Here is a 22,021-nt window from a genome sequence, read left to right as displayed (position 1 = left end):
ACTTTGTTTGTTAACCCTTTTTTATTTCTCAAAAACCATACGCCTCATTCTCCTCAGAAAAGTCTTGCATTTTCAGGTCTGGGTTGATCACAACATCCGAATACTCATACTGTTCGTACAGACCAAGTGTGTCAATTACTTCCATTTTCAAGGGAATATACTGCTCGGAGTCGATGACTAAATTCAACTTTGGAGAATAGTCATTAGGGATCATAATGACCTGTCCGGGTTTTACATCCTCGTAATCTTTTATTTTAGGGTTTATTTCCAGAATCATATAAGCGCTCAACCGATATCGATCAGCCACATCTTCTATGGTTTCGTCGGCTGAGATCTCATACTCTATGTACTCGAAGTATGGATTGACGAAGGTAATGGACAAACCTTTGCGTCCGTCTTGCATGACTTCACCATTATACAAGACCATTTCGTCCAACTCATCTTCATACTTACTACATAAGTATTTCAAAATCGCCACCACATGATCAAACCCAGATTGGAATATGGTGTGATGCTGATTGTTTCGCATGATACCATCGTGAGGATTCAATCGTAGATTGAGCCACGGAAAACCATTGGGATTGATTAGCGCCTTGTCGTTGTTTGATCCCTGGACATAGAGGACTTCCATACCATCGTTAGGAAAAGCCTGTCTGAGATAGACCGCATATGGGCTCTTTTGCATTTTGGTAAAAGACACCTGCTTGAGCACCTCCCCTTCTATTCGCTCTTGTTTAGTAATGGTATAAGTCAAAGAATTGATTTCTGCAGTTTTTTCAAACATCTGTTTGGCTATTTCATACCCAGTCGGTTCATCCGAAGATTTGAAGGAAGTCAAAGAAGGGACAATCATAAGTAATGCAAAAATTGTTCTGACCATATGTATTTTTTTGGCCGTATAGACCACCTGATTTAGTTTGAGGCCACAAGCTATATAATTATTCACTGCAGTAGCATCCATACTTAAACAAAACAGGCCTCACCGTAGTGAAGCCTGCTTTATTTTTAACTGTTTTTGACCATTGGGGTTCAGAAGCGTCTCCTCTGACCCAGTTTATTATGAGTACACTTATTAGATGTACTCCCTTGGTAAAAAGTTGCACCGATCTGACTTTTTCTTAGATTTTTATGTTGACCACTACTTTGGTCAGATCCCAAACCATAGCCAGTTTGGCCCCTTCATTATAAGATGAAATCTCGATTAGAAACTGTTCGGTCAGCGTATCGGCTACCTGTACCGGCACCGTAACTTTTGCAATATCAAGATTATAATCAGGCTCCCATAATCCCCATTTCTCAGTCTCAGCATTTAGAATAACATCCCATTCTGTCTCCCTCGGGACAGTATAAAGTCTATAGCTGCCTGCCGGGACGATGGTAGACCCAAAACTAAAATCTGAAGAAAAGGTGATGATCGTTGGTTCATTTGCCCCAGTACGCCAATAGGTATCGTATGGGAGCATTTCACCAAAAATTTCCCGACCCTTTTTGTACGGTCTACAGTAGTTTATTTTTATATTATACCTGTCGGTTTTCAGTTCGGCAGTGGCTGCAGGACTGTGCTTCTTGGTGGTCGCTATTTGATAGATGACTACTACGGCAAAGAGAATGACGGCTGCACCGACCACCCAAAGAATCTTTTTTATCATTAGTTGTTGATTTAGAGTATAGATAGGATAAGTACTCCAATTGAAGAGGATGAGTTGCGAAAGATTTTCAATATGTATTTAAATTGACCATTCGGGCCAAGTATCGATGTAAAAATAAATCCAATGGCTGTTTTATATTAATTTATGGGTTAATTTTGACCTTTGCATAAAGAGCAATTCACATCTCATGATAGAATACAATACAATTAGAGAGCATGTCACTCTAAAAGAATACGGAAGAAACGTACAAGATTTAGTCGCCCATCTAGCCGCAATAGAAGACAAAGAAGAGAGGTCGAAGAAAGCTGCGACCCTGGTAGAATTGATGAAACAAATCAACCCTGCCATGCAAAATACTCCAGAAGTGGAGCAGAAGCTTTGGGACGATCTACATATCATATCTAACTTTACTGTCGATATTGATGGCCCATTCCCTACACCAAGTAGAGAAATATTAGAAAAGAAACCGGAAAAGATGGCCTATCTCACCAACGAAATTACGTTCAGACATTTTGGACGAAATATCGAACTGTTAGTGGACAAAGCCATCACGTTGACTGACCCGGAGGAGCAAGAAGCAGCCATCATTCATATCGGTAAATTGATGAAAACGTTTATCTATTCTTACAACAGGGATAATATAGAAGATGACGTGGTCTACAAAAATATCCGCAGACTGTCCAAAGACAAGCTGGATATCGACATGGAAAAAGTAAAAGCCGGAAATCTTTTTGAGCCGATTAGAAAAGAAAGACGTAATGATCGTGACAATACCAGCGGAGGTGGAGATCATCGCAACGATCGTAATAGAAACAATAGAAATAAACGAAATCCCAACCACAAAAGAAGAAGATAAATGGCTTCATTCCGGGTCGCTGGGGGACATGCGCTAAATGGCGAAATCACTCCTCAGGGTGCTAAAAACGAATCACTCCAAATTCTATCTGCTGTACTTCTTACTAAAGAAGAAGTCATCATCCACAAGATTCCAAACATCCGGGATGTAAATAAACTGATAGAATTGCTCGAAGAAATGGGCGTTAAGGTCAAAAAGCTGTCAGAGGAATCTTATTCTTTTCGGGCGGATGATGTGGATACCCATTTTTTAGAGACTGAGAGGTACAAAGAAATGGCAAGTTCGCTGAGAGGTTCGATCATGATCCTTGGCCCTATGCTGGCTCGTTTCAAAAAAGGAAAAATTCCGCAACCTGGAGGAGATAAAATTGGCAGACGCAGGCTAGACACTCATTTTGATGGATTTCAAAAGCTAGGCGCAAAATTCAAATACGAGAAAAAAACCAACTATTACAATATTGATGCTTCACATCTGAAAGGCACTTATATGCTGCTCGACGAAGCTTCTGTCACAGGTACCGCCAATATCCTCATGGCTGCTTCGCTTGCAAAAGGTACAACCACCATTTATAACGCAGCGTGTGAGCCCTATATCCAGCAACTATGCAAGATGCTCAATAGGATGGGCGCCAAAATCAGCGGAATAGGATCTAACTTACTAAATATAGAAGGGGTAGAAGAGCTGGGCGGAACAGAACACACCATGCTTCCTGATATGATCGAGATTGGTAGTTTTATCGGATTGGCTGCCATGACTCAATCCAACCTGACAATAAAAAACGCAGGAATCCAACACTTAGGTATCATTCCAGATATCTTCAAGAGACTCGGGATCAAAATGGAATTTCAGGGTGACGACATTCATATCCCTGCACAGGACCATTACGAAATAGAAACATTTATCGACGGATCGATCATGACTGTGGCCGATGCTATCTGGCCCGGATTTACTCCGGATTTGTTGAGTATCGTGCTAGTCACAGCCACGCAGGCAAAAGGCACTGTTTTGGTTCACCAGAAAATGTTCGAAAGCCGATTATTCTTTGTGGACAAACTCATTGACATGGGTGCGCAAATTATTCTTTGTGATCCGCATAGAGCGACGGTAATAGGACTAAATAAATCCGCCCCATTGCGAGGGATTCAAATGACTTCTCCCGATATTAGGGCTGGAGTATCACTGCTAATTGCAGCCATGTCAGCCGAAGGTGAGAGTTTGATACATAATGTTGAGCAAATCGACAGAGGGTACCAAAACATTGACCAAAGGCTGAACGCTATTGGAGCTATGATAGAAAGGGTTTAAAGAATATTAAATCTTCAGTAGCACAAAATGAGACTAATAATCCTGAGCCTGGTATTTATACTGAGCTGTAAATCGGGTAATTCCGAAAAAGGCGGTAAGACCTATCAGGCACTTAACCTTCAATCCGTCCATCAGTTTATTTCAACTGATTCACTCAACTTCGATTTCAGTGGTATTGTCCAGAAAGATGACTCAATATATGTTGTTGCGGACAAGCCCTGGAACACCTTTATCTACTCCATCGAGTTCGACGATCAAGGCTGGTATGTGAATCATAAAAGACAAATTATAAGCCAGCAAAGATTCGACCTCGAGGCGATAGACTTTTGCGAGGGCAAATTCTTCCTCGCCAATGAGTATACAGGCTCTGTATACATGCTGAATCCAGGAGAGATAAACTTGCAGGAGCTTGATATTAATTTTGAGGAACACAATCTCAATCCCGGGTCTTGGAAAAATGCTGGATGGGAAGGATTGGCTATCGATAGCCAAAATGAAATAATGTATCTGACTAAAGAACGTCAGCCACGCATAATTATCGCGGTAGACATGAAAAGTTGGAAGATTCAAGATCAGTTTAACATACCTCAAACTGAAAGTAATGACTTCGCAGACGCAAAATTTGAAAATGGATATCTCTACCTTCTGGAGCGCAATGGCAACTATATCACTAAAATCAATCCGACGACAAAAGAAGTGATTACAAAATACCACTATCGGCATATCGCTAGTCATCCCGATGGCAAACTATATGAGCCAGAAAAATATGGTATGGCGGAGGCCCTACTACTGACTGAGCAGGAAATTTGGGTGGGACTGGACAACAATGGTTTGGAAGTCTCAAATCATGCCCGGAAAGTCTATCAGCTCAAATCCAAGGAACCGGTTCTATTAAAATTTGAAAGACCAGAAAATTTTTAACGAATCAGTCCGAAGTAATATCTGATGTGTCGAAAAGAATCAACAGGATTCAAGAAAGCATTAATCAACCATAAAATAAATCGTAAATCTAGCGCTTTGACTCCTAGTACGGCAAGTTTTATCCAGCACAAATTTTTTACTGCTCTGCTTACCGACATCGTATTTAACAGAAAAAGATAGAATCTGATTTTTTCATGGTTTGAGGTCGATACCGAAGCACTTGAAGCGTGTATATAATACCTACTACCTACAGTGTCAATTTTGGTAAAAGTCAATCCCTTTCTCGCCAATTGCAGCCAAAACAATAGGTCTTCTCCATAATTTCTATACCTCATAAAGCGTAAATCTGAGATAGCATTGCGTCTGACCAAAAAGGAATGTATTTGCGGATGATAAAGTGAAAGATGTTCGATAGGCTGGTCTTCCAGATGATATAGAAGCGTGTCTTTTTTTGGCCGTTTGTTGTATCTCCGCTTCTTTTGATCAGATATTCCATCTCCCTCAATCTCACATTGCCAGGACACGACATCGAAGTTTCCATCTTTGATTACGGCCAAAGTCTCTTCAAGAATATTGGGTAGCAGCACATCGTCATCATCCAAAAACAAAACAAACTCCCCCTTTGCCAAGTCCAGCCCTTTATTTCTACTGCACGATACTCCGAAGTTCTCATGATTATCTATGAGTTGTATTTTCGAACTTAGCCCGACTACCTCCTGAAGTTGGCTTCGATACTTCGGATCTGAAAAATCATTGACAATAATTATCTCCATATCCTCCAAATTCTGATCCAACGCAGACTGCACAGCGTTTTTCAGCAGCTTTGGTCGATTGTAAGTAGAGATGATTACAGATACTTTGGTCATAGATGAGAATTGAGTACTCAAAAAAAGTCAAAAAATCGAGAACCTGTTACTTTTGCCTGATGAATAGCCTCGAAGAGTACATAGAAAAAATAAGTGAAGTCACCGATTCAGAAGATCTGGTGAAAATCACCTTCAGCAAACCTATTTACAAATCAAACGGGCTGCAGAATATTTTCGTACGTCCTGTCGTGCTCAAAGGAGCTCTAAAACTAAGTTTCAATTACAGATATAAGACAAAGGATATTACTAAAAATAATGAGGTAAATGCGGGCTTGGTCGAAATAGAATCCCTGCTCCGTGAGAAGTTTAAGAATGCCACGTTAATCACTTCTGACAAGACCTACCAGCTGATGCAAAGCAAAAAAGGAAAAGTAACCATCTCTGAATCCAGTAATAGTACATCAGAGGTACAGAGTAGCCATGACAAGGAAAAAAACAAACGAGCCCCACTGGATGCTCCATACTTGCACGAGCTAGGCATTACCGATGCCAGCGGTGTGCTAATTCCAAAAATGGCGGACAAATACAGACAGATAAATAAGTATTTGGAAATCATGGATCACCTCATCTTCTCACAAGGGAAAAAGGAAATATTGAGCCTGGTAGATATGGGGTCGGGCAAGGGATATCTGACATTTGCCCTTTACGATTTTCTCTGGCGTCTGAAGGGGTTATCTGTAAAAATAACAGGGATCGAACTTCGTCAAGAGCTCGTGGATTTTTGCAATCAAAAAGCTCAACAATGTGGATTTGAAGGCTTGCAATTTGTCAATCAGCGGATAGAAGAGTATCAAGATCAGGATATTGACATACTGATTGCGCTGCATGCTTGTGATACGGCTACCGATGATGCACTCGCTAAGGCTATCATGGCCAAGGCACAGCTGATTGTCTGCGCTCCCTGCTGTCATAAACAGGTGAGGCAACAGGTGAAAGGGAAAAAACAAACTAATCCACTGCTGAAGTACGGCATTTTTCAAGAGCGACATTTTGAGATGGTTACCGATACTCTACGAGCACTGATCCTGGAGCAGCATGGCTATGAGTCGAAGGTTTTCGAATTCGTATCCAATGAACATACCCGAAAAAATATCATGCTGGTAGGCTCCAAATCAGAAAAACCGAATCAGCAAGAAGCCAAAGAAAAGATAGATGCATTAAAAAAAGAATACCTCATCGATTACCAATATTTGGAACGATTAGTTTAATTTATCCTAAAGAAATTTCTATGAGAAATTTCGCTTTTGACAAACTTGAAAAGGAAATTAAGCTATGCTCGGGCCATTTAGCACGGAGACGCCTGGCTACAGGAAACTCCACCTACTTATTTGTCTACTAGTTTCTCTATCCATTTTGACCCGCACAGGACACGGTCAAAACCTCGAAACACTATCAATATATTTGGATTCTTGCCAAACTAAAACATGTCTGGATACGCTCAACAATATAGAAATACAAGTATTAATCAATGAAGTACAGCTAGGTGAATCCATTTTGCGGATGGTACTTAAAAAAGCCAATGATCTTCAGCACGCCGAGCTATTGCCGAAGATCAATGAAAAGCTATCCTCCATGTTCTACTATCAGGGGGCGTTCGATTCCAGTTTTTACTATCAAATCGCAGCCATCAAGCAATACGAGCAAATGCACGATATGGCCCCAGCAGGGAGAGCCTACGCCAGTCTGGGGTACATCTATAAGCGAATCAATCTGGACAAAGGATTTGAATACATGAGAAGTGGTATTGATATCCTGGAAAAAGTCGAAGACTCAATAGGATTGAAAGACGCCTACAACAACTTCGGTGTGTTGCATGAAATGAGTGATAACGCTGACAGTGCCTTGTACTTTTATCAAGCAAGTCTTGATATAAAAATGAGCATAGGAGACTCTGTAGGTATCCCATATAGTCTTGAAAATATTGCCCTTATTCGTATACTTAATAAAGAGTATCAAAAGGCCGAAACAAGTCTCAAAAAAGCCTTGAACCTGCGAATAAAGTTAAATGATCAACAAGGCCTGCTGGGAAATTATATCAACTTGGCCGAGCTATATCATCACAAAGGAGAATATCAAAAATCGATTCATTATTTTAACAAAGCTCTGGGAAAAGAAAAGATCATCAAGCAACCCTATGCCGCACAATATTGTTATGAAAAACTAACCGCCGTATACAAATCACTAGGCGACTATAAGCAGGCACTAGAAGCGCATATTAGCTATGCAGCTATCAAAGACAGCCTGTCCAACGAGCAAAACATAAAGAATGTAGAAAGCCTGACCATCCAATATGAAACGGTTAAAAAAGAAGAAGAAATAAAACTGCTCTCTATCAAAAATCAACTCAGCGAGGTAGAAGTTGAGAACGCCAACAATAGGTTTTATGCCTCCCTGGGCGGAATAGCATTGATTGTTCTGACAGTATTTCTACTATTCAATAGATACCAAAACAAGCAACGTGTGCTGATGGCTGAGCAAGAGGTCGAAAGTCAGAAGTTAGGATTCAAATCTCTAATAGAAGGTGAAGAGAAGGAGCGAAAAAGAATCGCTCAGGAACTCCATGACGGGCTCGGACAATTGCTATCAACCGCACGACTCAATATCTCAGCTATGGAAGATCGGGTGGAACGAATCGTTGAAAAGCAATGGAAAAATTCTATCAAGTTGATAGATGAAGCGGTGACAGAGGTCAGACACATTTCTCACAACATGATGCCAAACGCACTGGTATCCATAGGGTTTGAAGCTGCCCTAAAAGAACAAATACACATAATAAATGATGCCGGACAGGTGAAAATTCATGCAGAGCTACCAGTAGAAAAAATTGACCTTCCAGAGAGCAAATCCATAGCGCTGTATCGTGTCATTCAGGAAATACTCAACAACGCCTTGAAATATGCAGAAGCCAAAAACATTTGGCTGACCATCACAATATCCGACCACCTGGAAGTGAATATCAAAGATGATGGCAAGGGATTTGACAAAAATATAGTGGACAAATCAGGTGGAATCGGGTGGAGAAATATTAAATCGAGAATGGATATCCTGAATGGAGAGTTTTCTGTAGACACAGAAATAGGAAAAGGGTCAAAAATCACGCTTAGACTGGCAGTATAATGGAAGAAAAAGAAAGGTATAATATATTGATTGCAGATGACCACCAGATGTTCATCGACGGCATCCAATCTCTTCTGATCGGGCAGGAAAAGTACATGATCACAAAGGAGGCTAACAATGGACTCGAAGCGCTGAACATACTGACCGAGCATGCTCCAGAAATAGACATTCTGATTTCAGATCTGAGCATGCCAAAAATGACCGGATCAGAGCTGGTAAAAAAAGTAAAAGATCAATACCCAGACATCAAAGTACTCGTCCTCTCGATGCATAACAATCGCGAAACGGTCAGTGAAATTCTAATGTCAGAGGCCGAGGGTTATATCCTAAAAAATACCGGTAAGAAAGAGCTGCTCAAAGCCCTCGATCGAATCACAGAAGGCAGCACATTCTATAGCAAAGAAGTCATGTCGATAATGCTTGAAAAAGTGCAAAAGGAGAAAAAAATCAGTGTCGAAATCCAACACCTGACGGAAAGAGAATTAGAAATCCTACAACTCGTGGTGCAGGAGTTCTCTAGTGAAGAAATCGCCAACCAGCTGTTTATCAGTCGACGAACGGTCGATACGCACAGGAAGCATATTCTAAAAAAGACAAGTTCTAAGACCATTGTAGGCCTGATAAAGTTTGCCTTTAAAAATGAGCTGGTGACAGCCGTCTAAGACAATACTTCCACCTTTTGCAGTACACGCTGAGCCTGGATAATATGACGTTGGTTGTGACCAATTAGAAATCTAAAAGCATCCCCAAGCTTGAAAGTCACTATCGGACCTATAGCCGAAGTAATTTTGACCTTATTGAGATCCAATTTCTTGCTTATATTCAGCATCTCTATGATAAGGTCCTGATCCTCAATAAACTTGGCCAAAGTATCATACTGAACGTTGACTTCTGGAACAAACTTCTTCAATGTCTTCATAGGAGAAGGAATCGTCCCATCTTCCTTTGGTTTGATCATTCTCACAAAATAGCTGCCGATCCAGCCCGGTTTGAAATTTGGATTGTCGCTATGTGGTGCTGTTGAAAACTTCTTTTCGAACTGACTTATATAGTGAGCATCGGCAATGTTGAGGTGCTCAATGCACTCTAGTACGCACCACCCATCAGGATCAGGCTTATATTTCAGCTCCTCTTGAGTGAGCATTACGAAGCTTTCAGCTTCAGATTTAACTTGCTCGGTATCAGCAATCAGGGAGTCTATTAATTCTAATTTATTCATCATGAGTTCCTTTTTTTGTAAAAGTAGGACCTGGAGCAATACTAAAAGTTGATCTAGATCAAGAAAGAACCCGAATCAGTCTTTTCCCATTCTTTGCTTCCTCATTCTGCTAAAGGTCTCTGGAGTCATTCCTAAATAAGATGCAAGATATTTTTGCGGAACAAGCTGGAAGATATGCGGGCTTTGATTAAACAATCGGTCAAAACGCTCCTCTGCGGAAAAGCTCCTTACCTCCACCTGCCTTCTTCCCATTCCGATGAGAGCCTGAGCATTGAAAATCCTGCCCCATCGTTCGAGAGATTTATATCGATCAAACATATCCATCAGGTCCTTGAACCCAATCCTTAGTATTTCCACCTCCGAGATCGTCTGAATATTCCAATCGGATGGCTTCTGATCTAAAAAAGAATCATAAGCTCCAGAAAAATCACCATCATATGAAAAACCTACGCTTACCTCCACTCCGTTGATAAGTACAAAGGCACGCATCACCCCGCTGTGTACGAAGTAAAAGTACCTTTCGATCTTGCCAGGCTTGATAATGAATTCTCCTTTTTTCAATGTTTTTTGTGTCCAACGGGAAGAAAAATCATCCCATTCTCCTTCCGACATCAAAGAAAGCTCATTTACTTTATTTCTGAGATGGTCAAATGCATCCATATGAGTAAAGCTAAAACGAAATGCCAGGACTCCCATTTCATTCTGCATTTCTTTGAAAAATCCCTATCAATACGGATTGAATCTGGACAATTATCCACGTTTATTTGACTTATTCTTCACAATACCAGCATATGGATTTATCCCAAAGAGAAAAAGAAGTACTAAAATTGATCGTCACGGAACTCTCCTCTCAGGATATAGCTGCCACACTTCAAATAAGTATTCGTACAGTAGATACCCATAGAAAAAATATTGCCAAAAAATTGAAAACCAAATCACTGATAGGCCTGATCAAGTATGCCATCAGAGAGGGTATGCTCGAGGACTTTGAGTATTCTGGCAATAAATAATGGTCAATATACCTACTACTAGGTATTCCAGTAGATATTCTTAATCGCTAATATTACTTAATCAAAATTCAATATGGTATGAAAATCATGAAGCTGGTATTTTCAATCCTACTGTATATCCTCACCATTACATGGTGTGTATAACAATACACTGATATTGGTGAAGTTTAATTGATTTTGGTAGCTCGTACATTACAGGTGGAGCTAGTGAGAACCTCCTAACGGCTCGGTTAGGAGGTATTTTTTTGCCATCCATATAATAAAAGGACTTCAGGTTTTATTCCTTGACAGTTTTTATATTTTTGTTGGCTACAACCAAACACAAAACGACCCTGGTATATGCAGCAGCTCAACGATTTTTTACTTTTTATTGACAGTTTTATTGGAAGCGCCATTTGGTTTCCTTATGCCTTGCTTGGTACCGGGCTCTTTTTTACGATCTATCTGAAATTTCCACAGATTCGTTATTTCGGATTTGCCTTGAAAATTGTGAAAGGCAAATTTGACAAGGCGGATGACGAAGGTGACACCTCGCACTTTCAAGCCCTGGCAACAGCGCTATCAGGAACTGTCGGCACTGGAAACATAGCTGGAGTGGCGCTAGCTATCCATATTGGTGGACCAGCCGCCCTGTTTTGGATGTTTGTGACTGCTGCACTAGGAATGTGTACAAAATTTGTTGAAGTAACTCTGTCACACAAATACCGAGAAAAAACTGCCGATGGCACCATGGCTGGTGGCCCCATGTACTTCATGAAAAATAAAATGAACATGAAATGGCTGGCCGTCGCATTCGCTATAGCCACCGTGTTATCTTCGTTTGGAACAGGGAGTTTGCCACAGGTAAACAGTATTTCCAATTCGCTGAATGCTACATTCGGTATTGATCATATGGCCACCGGAGCAGTCCTGGCCATATTACTCGCTTTTGTGATTATCGGCGGAATCAAAAGAATCGCTGCTGTGACAGAAAAACTCGTACCTGGCATGGCACTGATCTATTTTATAGGAGCCTTCGCAGTAATTTTTTACAATCTGAGTAATATCGGCCCTTCAATCGTTTCCATTTTTGCTGATTTGTTTACAGGATCAGCTGCATCCGGAGGATTTATTGGTGCCTCTATAGCCTTTGCTTTCAATCGAGGAGTCAACCGTGGCCTCTTTTCTAATGAGGCTGGACAGGGTAGCGCACCTATAGCTCACGCTTCAGCCAAAGGTCATGAGCCTGTATCCGAAGGTATGGTGGCTATTCTAGAGCCATTTATTGATACGATAGTTATCTGCACAGTTACAGGGTTGGTCCTTTTATCCTCTGGCGTATGGAATGAAAAGCATGTGAATGATTTTCAAGTTTCAGACATGAGTATTGTCTTAGGTACTGATTATACTGATCAGTCCGACGAGGGCATTACCAAGTTATATGGTCATATTTCTGGAGAAACCCCACTACCAGTATTTAGCGGTGATTTGGATGTGGCTGATGGATCTATTCAAAATGAGGTAGCCATAATTCACGCCAGATCATTAGCAGAAGATATAACTATCACCCAAAATGGATCACTATATAGCGGAAAGGTCAATATTTTGGATGGCAAGCCCGTTGACCTAGATGTAATATTTACAGGCAAATCTCTGGTGCATAGTGCACCGCTAACGACTATCGCATTTACAAAAGGCTTTTTTGGTGACTGGGGTCAATACATTGTCTCTATTGGACTTTTGTTATTTGCATTTAGTACAGCCATTTCCTGGTCTTATTATGGTGATCGTGCCATGACATTCTTACTGGGAAGCGGTTCGGTTAAATATTATAGAATCGTCTACGTGGTAGCCTTCTTCTTTGCTGCATTCACTGACACGACTATTATCTGGACTCTATCAGCGATTACGATTGCGGTCATGACCCTGCCCAACCTGTACGGGATATTATACCTAAGAAAAGATATGAAAAATACGCTCGAAGAATTTTGGGTTAGTTTCAAAAAGGAACACCCGGACGAGAAAACACCAGAATAATAAAAATCTAAAGCCTCGTGAATACCATGGGGCTTTTTTATTCACCCTAGCTCAAGAGATATGAGTAAAATACATGCTTATCAAAGCCAATTGATCTGGACGGGTAATCTGGGCCAAGGCACCAGAGATTACCAATCATACGAACGCAGTTATCGGGTATCGGCAGCCAATAAACCGCCTATAGAAGGCAGTTCTGACCCAGCCTTCAAAGGAGACCCTGATAAATATAACCCTGAAGAACTCTTTTTATTTTCACTGAGTTCGTGCCATATGCTGTGGTACTTGCACTTGTGCTCAACTCATGATATAGTGGTGATTGATTATCAGGACGATGCGGTAGGCACCATGCTAGAGGAGATAAGTGGGAGTGGTAGGTTTACAGAAGTGGTATTAAAACCAAAAGTAAAAATCAAAGACAGCTCTAAAAAGGAATTGGCCTTGCAGTTACACCACAAGGCCAATAAGATGTGCTTCATTGCTAATTCATGTAATTTTGAAGTTAAACACGAAGCACTAATCCACTAAATTCCAAAATCAGCTATCTCTTTGCAGTAACCAAATCCCAGGTGAAAGTATTCACTTCGATTGGTTCACTGTCATATATATTATTAAAAATTTCTTCTACAACTACGAAGCTCGCTTTCTTGTCTTCGTTCTCATAACCAAGCATAAAAAATTCCCATACTTCACCATCCAATTCTATGACCAGTTCATACACTGACAGAATCTCCAGCTCCTGACCGAATTTTTCAATAAACCTTTCTGCGGTCTCTTCATCTACCGGATTGGCCTTGCTGTGCCACAATTGCCCTGATTTCACAAAGGCCTTTACACTAAGTGTCCCACCATATTTGTGATGATGCGGATGTTGAATCACGATAAAATGATCAAAATCTTCCAACGACGGTACGCTTTTGAATTTGCCCGAGTAAAATTGAGCATTTGCACTTGAAGCCAAAATCAATATCAGGGAAAGTAAAGATATTAAGCGTTTCATCATTTTATTATTTCGGTGTCGTGTTCAATCAAAGATTAAATACTTAGCTGATTACCTGATTCAAAACAGCACATTTATATGGTTATTAGATAATCCAATCGATGAATGAGTTGGATTTTTCGACAGGTTTAGCGTGCTCATTAGAATAATACAATTCTCTATAGAGATATGAATAGTTACCCTCTCAACAGTCCTGCAACCGCTTTTTATCTGATGGTTCCAACCAAAATTTCTTGTGATGTGTCCTATTCCTAACTATAAAATTGATTCTATGAAGAGCCTTTTTACTTTTTTCCTATCCATCCTTATGATGTCATGCATGGATAACACACCCATGAATATAGAAACTGAAAAAGCTGCATCCGCTGAATTTCTCATTTTTGGCCACTTCTATGGCTTCTGTAGTGGAGAAGAGTGTATTGAGATATTCAAGCTGACAAACGACGCCCTCTACGAAGACACCAACGACGTTTATCCCAATACTAACAGCGACCATGATTTCTCATTTGTACAATTAGATGAGTCTGTTTTCAAGAGAGTTGAGAATATAAATTTTGAAATTCCAAGTAAGCTCCTCAACGAAGCAGAAATTATAATAGGCGCACCCGATGCCGCTGACGGTGGGGGGATATATTTGGAGCTGCCCAACGGTCGCTATTGGTTGTTGGACATGAGTCTGACTTATTTACCTGAGTGCTTACATCCGCTTCGTGAACAAATCCGACATGCCATCAACGAGATTAATCGATAGCCAGATTATTTTATATTGGTCTGATAGGCAAGTTTGGTATTAGTCGTGTGATCCATGAGCGCATCAGCGATGCTGTCATGGATATTTTCCAATCCAATTTTGTCGGCCAATCCAGAAATGAACAATTTATCTCTCACCGGGCCAATAATATTGGCCATATGAAATGTAATTTGGTTATCCTTTAGGATGCTAATCAAATCCTCCAATCCTTCCATGCCGCTCGAGTCAATATCACTAATACTCTGTGCGTCAAGTATTATTTTTTCCAGTTGAGGTTTGATGCTGACTAGCTCATCCATCTTAGATTTCAATGATCCGATATTCGCAAAAAACAATCGGGCATCGAATCTCAGAATACTTACCTTGGGATCATCAATAGCAGTATCATATCTGTTGAGGTTTCTAAAGTATGAAGTCCCCTCAATACGACCAAGTACGGCCATATGAGGCGTCGATGTCTTATATATAAGTACCACAAGAGACAACAGTATTCCTACTCCGATACCCCATTCGATACCTAAAATAAGCGTACCCGCAAATGACGACAACAACATTGCAAAATCATACTTATCGTTTTTCCACAGCTTCTTAGTCAGCCGATAATCTATGAGTCCAAGTATGGCCACAAATATGATTGCTCCAAGCAACGCTTGAGGCAAATAATAAAAGGCAGGCATTAGAAAGAGTAAAGTCATAATTACAACCAATACCGATACAAGCGCGGCCAAACCTGTTTGAGCTCCTGAGGCCTCATTTACGGCCGATCTACTGAACCCTGCCGTTGTCGGGAAACTTTTGAAAAAGGAACCCACTATATTTCCAGCCCCGATACCTATGAGCTCGCGGTTGGGATCAATTTCATACTCACCTTTGTGCTTTGACTGTAGCCTCTGCCCAATAGAATAAACTTCCACAAATCCCATCAGAGCTAGCGTAAATATCAAGGGTAATAATTGTCGAACAGGCAAAACTTCCCAATCAGGAATATCAAAAACCGGAAAGCCACTCGGCATACCACCGACTAGCTCAATTCCCAATTGTTCAAAATCAAATAAGAATGAGCTCAATGTGCCTAACAAAACCACAAGCAAACTCATCGGAATTCTGGGAAATATTTTCTTCCCAAAGAATAAAACCACAATGGACACAACAGACAACAGGAATGTGGACAGGTGAATCTCGTGAAAGTGAGTAAAATAAAATGCTAACTCACGAAATATGTTAGAAGCGTCCGCTTCGACCTTAATTAGGTATTTGATCTGCTTAATGGATATGAGCACGGCTGCCGCAAACGTAAATCCAAGGATAACAGGCTTAGAAAGGAAATTGGCAAGAAAGCCCATGCGTAGCAGGCCCATAGTCAGCTGGATAAGCCCTACAATTGTGGTAATAGCTACAGCCATAGCTATATACTGGTCAGAGCCTACAGCGGCTACAGCGCTGATACCAGCAAAAAGAATCAGCGAATCCATAGCTACGGGGCCAACTGATACGTGTCTTGATGATCCTAGAAATGTATAGATCAAAGAAGGAAAAATGGCCGCATATAATCCAAATACAGGAGGTAGACCAGCTATCATGGCGTAGGCCATGCCTTGAGGAATAAGCATCACGCCAACTACAAGTCCTGCAGCCAGGTCTTTGGTCAACTTGGCTCGATCATAGGACTTCATAGATGAGATGAAGGGAAATAGATTCTCCATTTATTATTTGAGATTTAGTAGCTCAATAGTAAAGTTTAAACTTTGATTGCAAAGTAACAATTGTTACACTCAAAGAATCTTTATCTCATTGATTTATACCTTCTGAATTGCCCTCTTTACTTTATTTCAGCAATTATTTTGGATTCTACTTTCGCTGATAATCGACCGAATAATTGAGTTGCAATATTCAACCCTCTTGATCATACATTAAAACCTCTCAAATTTCTCAGGAACATTTTAATTATTAATAATATATATCTAAATTTGCGCACTCATTTCCTATTTAAGGAAAAATGAAAGAAAACAGACAATACAGAATCGATATTTATGGACTCAAATTAGGAGTACACGATTTCGATTTTGAATTTGATAAAAAGCTCTTTGAAAATATTGAGGACAGTGTGATCGAGTCCGGCCATGGTCAATGTACCGTCAGGCTTGATAAAAAAGAAACACTAATCTCAATAGACTTTAAAATAGAAGGCGTAATTGAATTGATTTGTGACCGAAGTCTCGAATCGTTTGATTACTCTGTACAGATTGAAGAAAATCTTATCGTAAAATACGGTGAGGAGTTCGATGATAGCAGAGATGATCTATTGATTATCACTGATACACAGGAAAGCATAAACGTAGAATCTTTTATCTACGAATATCTAACACTGGCTGTACCAATGAAAAAAGTCCATCCTGATTTTTTGGATGATGACGAAGACGAAAATGAAATTGCGTTTGTTTACACCTCTGAAGATGAGGAGATAGAAGACGAAAAAGACAGTGAAGTGATAGATCCAAGATGGGCTGCACTTAAGAATATTAAGGATTTAAAGAAATAAAATAAAGAAAGATGGCACATCCTAAGCGTAAAACCTCGAAGCAAAGAAGAGACAAGAGAAGAACGCATTACAAAGCAGAAGCTAAAAACTATGTAGTTTGCGCTACCACTGGTGAATCACACTTGCCACATAGAGCTTACTGGCATGAAGGCAAATTGTATTACAAAGGTAAAGTTGTGATAGAAAAAGAGGTATTAGCTTAATAATTCTCTTGAAATTTATAAGATATACGGAGTCTGCTTTTCAAGCAGACTTTCTGTGTTTTATACGAGTTATGCACGCATACTATATTGATGCCTCCCAGAGGCCTACAAAGTCAATTAATTCATTAAATTGCCAACGCTTTTTGGCCTGCGCCATTAGGCTTGACCAGTACATAGATTAAACACTTCTAAATGACAAAAATAAGAGCAGCAATAACTGGTGTCCAAGGGTACGTTCCTGATTACGTACTATCTAATAAGGAATTGGAAACCATGGTAGATACCAGTGATGAGTGGATAGTTTCACGTACCGGCATCAAAGAAAGAAGAATTTTAAAAGGTGATGGACAAGGCACATCTGTAATAGGAATCAAGTCATCTAAAGCATTACTGGAGAAAACAAACACAGACCCTAAAGACATAGATCTTATAATATGTGCGACAGTAACTCCTGATATGCCGTTTCCGGCCACTGCCAATATCATTGCGGATCAGATCGGCGCAATCAATTCCTTCAGCTACGATATCTCTGCTGCATGTTCTGGATTTCTATATGCACTTACGACTGGATCTCAGTTTATTGAAACCGGGAAATACAAAAAAGTATTGGTGATCGGCGCAGACAAAATGTCTTCCATCATCAACTATAAAGATCGAACCACTTGCATCATTTTCGGTGACGGAGGTGGCGCTGTACTATTAGAACCCACCACAGAAGAAGTCGGTGTGATGGACTCAATACTAAGATCTGATGGATCAGGAGCTCAGTATCTCCAGATGCCAGGTGGCGGAAGCCGTATGCCGGCTACCGTAGAAAGTGTTCAGGCAGACAAGCACTACGCTATGCAGGAAGGATCAGCAGTATTTAAGTTCGCCGTGACCAACATGGCAGATGTAGCCGCTGAGATCATGACGAAAAACAACCTGACAGGTGATGACATTTCGTGGCTAGTACCACATCAGGCAAACAAAAGAATTATTGACGCAACAGCCAGAAGAATGGAGGTAGACGAAGATAAAGTGATGCTTAATATTGAAAAATATGGCAATACTACCAGTGGTACACTTCCGCTATGTCTTTGGGACTATGAAAAACAATTAAAAAAAGGTGATAATGTAATCCTCGCTGCATTTGGTGGTGGGTTCACCTGGGGTTCCATTTATTTGAAATGGGCATACGATTCTAAATAATACAACATTAAAAAGTAAGAAAATGGCTTCAACAGCTGACTTTAAAAATGGCATGTGTATCGAATACAACCATGGGTTGTATTTCATCATAGATTTTCAGCATGTAAAACCAGGTAAGGGCCCAGCCTTTGTCAGAACCAAGCTCAAAAACGTTAAAACTGGAAAAGTAATTGACAACACTTTTACTTCTGGACATAAAGTAACCACCGCGCGTATCGAGCGAAGAGATTATCAGTTTCTCTACAAAGATGACATGGGCTATCACTTTATGGATAGCAATACTTATGAGCAAATAAGTGTTGAGGAGGATCAGATCGACGCTCCACAATTTCTTAAAGACGGTCAGGAGGTTCAAATTATCTTCCATGCTGAAGAAGAATTAATTCTTGGTTGTGAATTGCCTAATCACGTAATCATGGAAATCACCTACACAGAGCCCGGCTTGAAAGGTGATACCGCAACCAACGCTTCCAAACCGGCCACCACTGAGACAGGAGCCACTATCCAGGTGCCGCTGTTTGTGAATGAAGGTGATGTCGTGAAAGTAGAAAGCAAAACAGGAAATTATGTAGAAAGAGTAAAGAAGTAATTCTTACTCTTTTTTTTATGGAGAGTTTTCAATTTTTAAATCAAGTGATTCTCCTTAATTTTGATTTTTAAATAATATTGGGAAATTGATATCCTAAACACCACTAACTAATAAATGAAGTCTGTTGAATGTCAGAATTTTTCAGACTAGCTTAACAACGAATAAACACTTAGCAGATGAAGGTAAAAGAAATAAGAGATTTGATTGACTTCTTATCAAGCTCAGGACTCGAAGAAGTAAACATAGAAACAGACGAATTTAAGATTAAGATCAAAAGAAGCAACGAGGCACAAGTAGTAGAAAGAATGGTAGCGGCTGCACCCGCAGCTCCTGCCGCACCTGCTGCTGCCCCGACTCCAGCACCTGCTGCTACGCCAGCTGCAGATAGTGCCCCTGCTGGCAATTATGTTGAGATCAAATCACCAATGATTGGGACATTCTACAGATCTGCAAACCCAGAGTCTCCCACTTTTGTAAATGTAGGTGACAAAGTATCAGCAGGTTCTACAGTATGTATCGTGGAAGCCATGAAACTATTCAACGAAATTGAATCTGAAATTTCAGGAACAATTGTGAAAGTTTTGGTGGACGATTCTCAGCCAGTAGAATACGATCAGCCATTATTTTTGGTTGACCCTTCTTAATTGATTTTTAGAAATTAAAGACTGACCACGTGTTTAAGAAAATACTAATCGCCAACAGAGGTGAAATCGCACTTAGAGTCATACGTACCTGTCGCGAGATGGGTATCAGTACGGTGGCCATCTATTCCACAGCGGATAAAGAAAGTTTGCATGTCAAATTTGCCGATGAGGCAGTTTGCATAGGCCCTGCACCAAGCAAGGACTCTTATCTCAACATGAAGGCAATAATCTCAGCAGCTGAGATCACGAATGCTGATGCTATCCATCCTGGATTCGGGTTTCTCTCAGAAAACGCCGAATTTTCAAAGATTTGCGAAGAATACAACATCAAATTTATTGGTGCCAGTGCTGATATGATCAACCAAATGGGTGACAAGGCCAGTGCAAAAGATACCATGAAAAAGGCCGGTGTCCCGACCATTCCGGGATCTGACGGGCTTGTAGAATCGGTGGCTGAAGGCAAGAAAATTGCGAAGCAAATCAAATACCCAGTCATCCTAAAGGCTACAGCTGGAGGTGGAGGTAGAGGTATGAGAATTGTGAAAGAAGAAAGCGGATTCCAAAAAGCCTGGGACGATGCCAGAACTGAATCTAAAGCTGCTTTCGGAAATGACGCCATGTATTTGGAAAAATTTATCGAAGACCCGCGTCACGTAGAAATCCAGATTGTAGGTGATAGCAACGGTAAGGCATGCCACCTTTCAGAAAGAGATTGCTCTATTCAAAGAAGACACCAAAAGTTGGCCGAAGAGACACCTTGCCCTGCTAAGGTCATGAACGATGATCTTCGGAATAGAATGGGAGAAGCCGCCATCAAAGGAGCTGAAGCCATCAAGTATGAAGGCGCCGGTACCGTAGAGTTCCTATTGGACAAGCATGGTGATTTCTACTTCATGGAAATGAATACTCGTATTCAGGTGGAGCATCCAATCACAGAAGAAGTAACAGACTTCGACTTGATCAAAGAACAAATCAAGGTAGCTGCAGGCATTAAGATTTCCGGTCAAAACTACTTTCCACAATTACACGCGATCGAATGTAGAATCAATGCCGAAGACCCTGAGAAGGATTTTCGTCCGTCGCCAGGGAAGATAACACATCTGCACATGCCGGGTGGCCACGGTGTACGAGTGGATAGTCACGTATATGCAGGCTATACGATTCCTCCGAACTATGATTCGATGATTGCCAAACTGATCGTATCTGCGCAGACCAGAGAAGAAGCGTTGGTCAGAATGAAACGTGCTTTGAGCGAATTTGTAATCGAGGGCATCAAAACGACCATTCCATTCCATATCAAATTGATGGATGACGAGGTTTTTAAATCTGGACAATTCACAACATCATTTATGGAAACGTTCGACTTGACTGACTTGTAATTATTTAATTCGATATACAATATTTATTTTAGTAACCACGCTATTCTAATGGCGTGGTTATTTTTTTGAAATGAAAAACATAGTATTCATTGCGGTCCTTCTTTTCTGCTTTTTAGAGAGTCAAGAAATTGTTGCTCAGGATTCGCTGAGTCAGAAAAGAAAAGAATTGCACTTAGGAATAGGCCCAGCCTCATACAGCGGTGATTTAGGTGGTAGCTACAGTAGCAGTTCTCTCCTCTTTAGTGCAGGACTAAAATTCAATAAGGATAAAAAATTCCACGGTAATGTAAGATTTTCATTGGGCACTGTGACTGGTCAGGAGTTGGATTACACTACTACAGACAATTCAGGTGTAACCGCAACCCCAAATACCTTTTTTGAGAGCTCTTTTTTTGCTATTAACTATGAGGCTCACTACAATATCGTGGACAAAAAACGTGTCAAAGTCTATATTTCTCAAGGAATTGGTCTCTTTAGGTTTACCCCGAAGGACGAATCTGGCAAGGGTCTGATAGACCAGCCAAGTACAAGGCCACTGGGCGAAAGCTATCGCAATCTCACGCTACAACTCCCTACTCAAATAGGAGCTAAATACTATCTATCCAATGATTTTGCGTTTGGTATCCAGTTTGGCCTGATCAATCCTATCACGGATCATCTCGACAATCTCGGCATATGGGGCAATAAAAATGGAAACGATAATATCCTAACTACCCAGTTTCAGCTTTTCGTGCCCGTTTCCTTCTAATTTGGGCCGATCTTATTCGAT

Annotated in this window: 24 protein-coding genes; 17 read left to right on the top strand and 7 right to left on the bottom strand. The window is 40.6% G+C overall.

From position 1 onward, the window contains the following. Positions 1-28 precede the first annotated feature (28 nt). The gene (locus ABJF11_RS02560; RefSeq protein WP_348117852.1) at positions 29-961 is read right to left on the bottom strand and encodes a DUF1571 domain-containing protein; all 933 of its coding nucleotides are present in this window, start codon (positions 959-961) and stop codon (positions 29-31) included. A gap of 157 nt (positions 962-1,118) precedes the next feature. Further along, positions 1,119-1,649 (bottom strand): DUF2911 domain-containing protein, encoded by a 531-nt coding sequence (locus ABJF11_RS02555; RefSeq protein ID WP_348117851.1) that lies wholly within the window; start codon positions 1,647-1,649, stop codon positions 1,119-1,121. Positions 1,650-1,836: 187 nt separating this feature from the next. Here ABJF11_RS02555 and ABJF11_RS02550 point away from each other — a divergent pair, with 187 nt between their 5' ends. The 3 genes from ABJF11_RS02550 to ABJF11_RS02540 are packed head-to-tail and all read left to right on the top strand — an operon-like array spanning position 1,837 to position 4,731. Further along, complete coding sequence (locus ABJF11_RS02550) at positions 1,837-2,505, top strand: DUF4290 domain-containing protein (RefSeq protein ID WP_348117849.1); 669 nt, start codon at positions 1,837-1,839, stop codon at positions 2,503-2,505. After that, complete coding sequence (gene murA, locus ABJF11_RS02545) at positions 2,506-3,810, top strand: UDP-N-acetylglucosamine 1-carboxyvinyltransferase (RefSeq protein WP_348117848.1); 1,305 nt, start codon at positions 2,506-2,508, stop codon at positions 3,808-3,810. Positions 3,811-3,837: 27 nt separating this feature from the next. After that, the gene (locus tag ABJF11_RS02540; RefSeq protein WP_348117846.1) at positions 3,838-4,731 is read left to right on the top strand and encodes an SdiA-regulated domain-containing protein; all 894 of its coding nucleotides are present in this window, start codon (positions 3,838-3,840) and stop codon (positions 4,729-4,731) included. Here the strand turns inward: ABJF11_RS02540 and ABJF11_RS02535 are convergent. Further along, positions 4,728-5,597, bottom strand: a complete 870-nt coding sequence (locus tag ABJF11_RS02535; protein ID WP_348117845.1) for a glycosyltransferase family 2 protein — start codon at positions 5,595-5,597, stop codon at positions 4,728-4,730. The two genes, ABJF11_RS02540 and ABJF11_RS02535, sit on opposite strands and share 4 nt — an antisense overlap. A gap of 59 nt (positions 5,598-5,656) precedes the next feature. On the opposite strand from ABJF11_RS02535, the gene ABJF11_RS02530 reads away from it, so the two are divergent. The 3 genes from ABJF11_RS02530 (at position 5,657) to ABJF11_RS02520 (ending at position 9,376) form a co-directional block, all read left to right on the top strand. Next, positions 5,657-6,805, top strand: a complete 1,149-nt coding sequence (locus ABJF11_RS02530) for an SAM-dependent methyltransferase (RefSeq protein WP_348117843.1) — start codon at positions 5,657-5,659, stop codon at positions 6,803-6,805. Between the two features lie 193 nt (positions 6,806-6,998). Then, positions 6,999-8,714, top strand: coding sequence for a sensor histidine kinase (locus ABJF11_RS02525; RefSeq protein ID WP_348117842.1), 1,716 nt, complete (start codon positions 6,999-7,001; stop codon positions 8,712-8,714). Continuing rightward, the gene (locus tag ABJF11_RS02520) at positions 8,714-9,376 is read left to right on the top strand and encodes a response regulator transcription factor (protein WP_348117841.1); all 663 of its coding nucleotides are present in this window, start codon (positions 8,714-8,716) and stop codon (positions 9,374-9,376) included. The genes ABJF11_RS02525 and ABJF11_RS02520 overlap by 1 nt, the downstream gene beginning before the upstream one ends. Here ABJF11_RS02520 and ABJF11_RS02515 read toward each other — a convergent pair. Both ABJF11_RS02515 and ABJF11_RS02510 read right to left on the bottom strand, forming a co-directional pair. Then, the gene (locus ABJF11_RS02515; protein ID WP_348117840.1) at positions 9,373-9,936 is read right to left on the bottom strand and encodes a DinB family protein; all 564 of its coding nucleotides are present in this window, start codon (positions 9,934-9,936) and stop codon (positions 9,373-9,375) included. The two genes, ABJF11_RS02520 and ABJF11_RS02515, sit on opposite strands and share 4 nt — an antisense overlap. Before the next feature lie 72 nt (positions 9,937-10,008). Further along, positions 10,009-10,641: a Crp/Fnr family transcriptional regulator gene (locus tag ABJF11_RS02510; protein WP_348117838.1), complete on the bottom strand. Its 633-nt coding sequence runs from the start codon at positions 10,639-10,641 to the stop codon at positions 10,009-10,011. A gap of 83 nt (positions 10,642-10,724) precedes the next feature. Here ABJF11_RS02510 and ABJF11_RS02505 point away from each other — a divergent pair, with 83 nt between their 5' ends. The 3 genes from ABJF11_RS02505 (at position 10,725) to ABJF11_RS02495 (ending at position 13,484) form a co-directional block, all read left to right on the top strand. Continuing rightward, on the top strand, positions 10,725-10,943 hold the full coding sequence (locus ABJF11_RS02505) for a LuxR C-terminal-related transcriptional regulator (protein WP_348117837.1): 219 nt from the start codon (positions 10,725-10,727) through the stop codon (positions 10,941-10,943). Positions 10,944-11,282: 339 nt separating this feature from the next. Further along, positions 11,283-12,959, top strand: a complete 1,677-nt coding sequence (locus ABJF11_RS02500) for an AGCS family amino acid carrier protein (protein ID WP_348117836.1) — start codon at positions 11,283-11,285, stop codon at positions 12,957-12,959. 60 nt (positions 12,960-13,019) lie between these two features. Beyond that, complete coding sequence (locus tag ABJF11_RS02495; RefSeq protein WP_348117835.1) at positions 13,020-13,484, top strand: OsmC family protein; 465 nt, start codon at positions 13,020-13,022, stop codon at positions 13,482-13,484. 13 nt (positions 13,485-13,497) lie between these two features. Here the strand turns inward: ABJF11_RS02495 and ABJF11_RS02490 are convergent, their stop codons facing one another. Further along, the gene (locus tag ABJF11_RS02490; RefSeq protein ID WP_348117834.1) at positions 13,498-13,959 is read right to left on the bottom strand and encodes a hypothetical protein; all 462 of its coding nucleotides are present in this window, start codon (positions 13,957-13,959) and stop codon (positions 13,498-13,500) included. Positions 13,960-14,227: 268 nt separating this feature from the next. On the opposite strand from ABJF11_RS02490, the gene ABJF11_RS02485 reads away from it, so the two are divergent. Further along, complete coding sequence (locus ABJF11_RS02485; protein WP_348117832.1) at positions 14,228-14,707, top strand: hypothetical protein; 480 nt, start codon at positions 14,228-14,230, stop codon at positions 14,705-14,707. A gap of 5 nt (positions 14,708-14,712) precedes the next feature. Here the strand turns inward: ABJF11_RS02485 and sulP are convergent, their stop codons facing one another. Then, entirely contained in the window at positions 14,713-16,410 is a 1,698-nt protein-coding gene (gene sulP, locus ABJF11_RS02480; protein ID WP_348117830.1) for a sulfate permease, read from the bottom strand. A gap of 293 nt (positions 16,411-16,703) precedes the next feature. Between sulP and ABJF11_RS02475 the strand changes: the two genes are divergently transcribed. From ABJF11_RS02475 to ABJF11_RS02445, 7 genes are all read left to right on the top strand, one after another. Further along, positions 16,704-17,246, top strand: coding sequence for a DUF177 domain-containing protein (locus ABJF11_RS02475; RefSeq protein ID WP_348117829.1), 543 nt, complete (start codon positions 16,704-16,706; stop codon positions 17,244-17,246). Between the two features lie 11 nt (positions 17,247-17,257). Then, entirely contained in the window at positions 17,258-17,449 is a 192-nt protein-coding gene (gene rpmF, locus ABJF11_RS02470; RefSeq protein WP_348117827.1) for a 50S ribosomal protein L32, read from the top strand. Between the two features lie 192 nt (positions 17,450-17,641). Beyond that, positions 17,642-18,640, top strand: a complete 999-nt coding sequence (locus ABJF11_RS02465; protein WP_348117825.1) for a beta-ketoacyl-ACP synthase III — start codon at positions 17,642-17,644, stop codon at positions 18,638-18,640. A 22-nt stretch (positions 18,641-18,662) separates the two neighbouring features. Then, positions 18,663-19,229: an elongation factor P gene (gene efp, locus ABJF11_RS02460; protein WP_348117824.1), complete on the top strand. Its 567-nt coding sequence runs from the start codon at positions 18,663-18,665 to the stop codon at positions 19,227-19,229. A 176-nt stretch (positions 19,230-19,405) separates the two neighbouring features. After that, on the top strand, positions 19,406-19,873 hold the full coding sequence (accB, locus tag ABJF11_RS02455; RefSeq protein WP_348117822.1) for an acetyl-CoA carboxylase biotin carboxyl carrier protein: 468 nt from the start codon (positions 19,406-19,408) through the stop codon (positions 19,871-19,873). A 29-nt stretch (positions 19,874-19,902) separates the two neighbouring features. Further along, a complete protein-coding gene (gene accC / locus ABJF11_RS02450) occupies positions 19,903-21,252 on the top strand; it encodes an acetyl-CoA carboxylase biotin carboxylase subunit (protein WP_348117821.1) in 1,350 nt (449 codons plus the stop codon). A 70-nt stretch (positions 21,253-21,322) separates the two neighbouring features. Next, positions 21,323-22,000, top strand: a complete 678-nt coding sequence (locus tag ABJF11_RS02445; RefSeq protein WP_348117820.1) for an outer membrane beta-barrel protein — start codon at positions 21,323-21,325, stop codon at positions 21,998-22,000. Positions 22,001-22,021: the final 21 nt, after the last annotated feature.

The sequence above is a fragment of the Reichenbachiella sp. genome, from assembly GCF_039941815.1.
Lineage (GTDB): Bacteria > Bacteroidota > Bacteroidia > Cytophagales > Cyclobacteriaceae > Reichenbachiella.
The sequence above is the reverse complement of the archived record's forward strand: the minus strand, read 5'-3'. Positions and strand labels throughout refer to the sequence as shown.